Source organism: Bilophila wadsworthia ATCC 49260, assembly GCF_000701705.1.
GTDB lineage: Bacteria > Desulfobacterota > Desulfovibrionia > Desulfovibrionales > Desulfovibrionaceae > Bilophila > Bilophila wadsworthia.
Genome location: NZ_JNJP01000175.1, coordinates 1 through 2,213 on the forward strand (window position 1 = coordinate 1; position 2,213 = coordinate 2,213).

Consider the following 2,213-nt stretch of genomic DNA (forward strand, 5'->3'; position numbering starts at 1 on the left):
CGCGCGGCTCATAGGGGTGCTGGACCAGTCCGTCAAAGGTGGTGCCGTCGCCCGTGAAGCCTTCGCCGGGAAGCATGTTTGCCGTGGAGCGCAGCTTGTGGGACCGTATCTTCAACATGGCGTTGCCGGTACGGCACCCGCGCTCCAAAAGCTCCAGCGGCATCTTTTTGGCTATCCGCCTGATCGCGTCGATCGACGGAATGGAAGCCGGGTTCTTCGCAAACGGCTTTAAGGCTGGCAAGCTTTTATGTTTCGTGATCCTTTCGGGATCGAGAAAGTGCAGAAAACACAATCCGCCCTCAGGCATCCCCAGCCCAACCCACCGGACGACAATCTCAAATTCCCGGCGCGCCTGATTCAGGGAAGGCGCTTGCGGTCTTTTCCAGATCAGCCGGAATATCTCGAACCACTCCGGAATACTTGTATCTTTCTTCGGATCGGCGGGAACCAGCCCGAGAATGCCCCGGTCTTCATATGTCGCGTACCAGTTGTACAGCGCACGGGTTGAGATGCCTCGCGAAGCGCCGCGCCGGGCGTTGGCGATGCGGGCCGCTTCCATGAGATTTCGCGGCAACGTGCCGTTCCGGTAGGCTTCCACCAGCAGAAGGATCGCCGCCCGGCGGGACTTGCCCACCGTCTCAAAATTGCACACGGCGTCGATGAGTGCCTTGCGGGCAAGCGCCACATCACGTTCCCGCGCGGTGAGGTGAGAAAGAGAAACGGTAGGGGACTCAACCACGGCGGGCGTGGCGGGCTCAAGGACGACCGGGAGGCTTTCCCGTTCCTCGGCGGAAACGGCCAGCGCGATCGCTTCGCGTACGTCGGCGGGGAGCTTGATGGTGGGATATTCGAAGTCGTCGCTTCGACCGGAACGGAGGCGACGGTCCCAATTATCGCGCTTGCCAATAAACCGGATGCCTCGTTCAGTCTTACCGAGCAAAGGTGCCAGTTCCTGTGCCGTGTATGCTTCCTTGATCCTATTCATAGCCTCACCTCATAAATTCGTCCCGGATTATGCCGCTCCGGGGGAGCGTCCCGCGTGAGGCTTCGCGGTATTCGCCGTTGTGCAGGTTTCGCCGCCCGCCGCATGGCGTAGCGGGCGGCCTACACGGGCGCGGTAGTGACCGTGGCGCTCTAGGCGCTCTGCGGTCCCGGTTTGTAAGGTTCCGCCTTCTCGGTTAGACTGGGCACATCAGAATCAACCATCTAACTCCCGGACCGTCCGGGAATGCCGAGGAGGCGGAAATGCTTGTAAACCATTATTTTGAAGAGATTTTTATCGTCAACGAGACAACCCGTGAAATCCATGCGGCCAGCAAGCTGACACCTTCGTGTAATATCGTGCTGGGAAAGAAAGATGTTATCCCTGCCAAGGATGCAAAGGAGGTCCTTGCAGACATGTTGGTGCGCAATCCGGGGTTGGATTTTTGCGGTCATTGCTTCCCAGATCTAAGTAAAAGGTAACCGCATCGAGGAGCGCGCGGGTAGGCAAGAGGGATTTTTCCGCGATAGCGAGAATCGCTAAGGCCCTTGCCTCCTCGGCGCTCAGATCCTCATCATTAAGATGCAGACGGATATCGTGGGCGATTCGGTTGATTCCGAAGGTAAGAGCAAGGTGTGCATAGGGAGCGCCTGTCTCATCGCCGAGCAGCCTTCCGTATGCCTCCCGCGCCTCTTCCATAATGGCGTACCGGTTCTTGTCGCGTTCTGTGGGTGTCATGCCTTTTCTCCTTATTTTTTGCTCCTCTTCGGCAAATACCGAAGATGCTTTCTTCCGGGATTGGCTTTCAAAAGGGCCGTGACTCCTTTGACGCACTGATCACAGATGAAGGTCTTGCCGTTTTCCGCATGAAGGAGGATGTCGCAATCCTCTTCCTTGGCGTCACAGAAGCTACAGACGGGTCTGGTGAGCTTCATACCGCCCTACCTCTTCGGGATGTAGGTACTGTCCATGCAGCAGTACGGCCCCTTGGTGCTCCACAACGGGACAAACTCCACCTTAGCTTGGAATCCTCCCTCCACCGCCCGTTCGTTGACTGCGGAAACCAGCACCGTTACAGCCTGTTCCCATTCAAGGTGAGCTACCTCGGCAAGTACGGCGCTGCGGATTTGTCGGTAGGATCGGGATTGTTCGTTCATGCCGCTGCCTCCTTTCTGGGATCATGGAGAAGGTTTTCAGGCACCCCGATTTTGCGGAGCGCGTCCAGCACGGC

The 2,213-nt window shown here is 57.7% G+C and carries 3 protein-coding genes and 1 pseudogene; all 4 read right to left on the bottom strand.

Annotation, left to right across the window (positions count from 1 at the left end; translation table 11 throughout):
- Positions 1-985 (bottom strand): annotated as a pseudogene (locus T370_RS0121675) (hypothetical protein); the annotation flags it as partial.
- A gap of 375 nt (positions 986-1,360) precedes the next feature.
- Entirely contained in the window at positions 1,361-1,720 is a 360-nt protein-coding gene (locus T370_RS0121680; protein ID WP_029436990.1) for a hypothetical protein, read from the bottom strand.
- 11 nt (positions 1,721-1,731) lie between these two features.
- Positions 1,732-1,917, bottom strand: coding sequence for a ClpX C4-type zinc finger protein (locus tag T370_RS26345; protein WP_029436991.1), 186 nt, complete (start codon positions 1,915-1,917; stop codon positions 1,732-1,734).
- A gap of 6 nt (positions 1,918-1,923) precedes the next feature.
- Complete coding sequence (locus tag T370_RS0121690) at positions 1,924-2,139, bottom strand: hypothetical protein (protein ID WP_029436992.1); 216 nt, start codon at positions 2,137-2,139, stop codon at positions 1,924-1,926.
- Between the last annotated feature and the right edge of the window lie 74 nt (positions 2,140-2,213).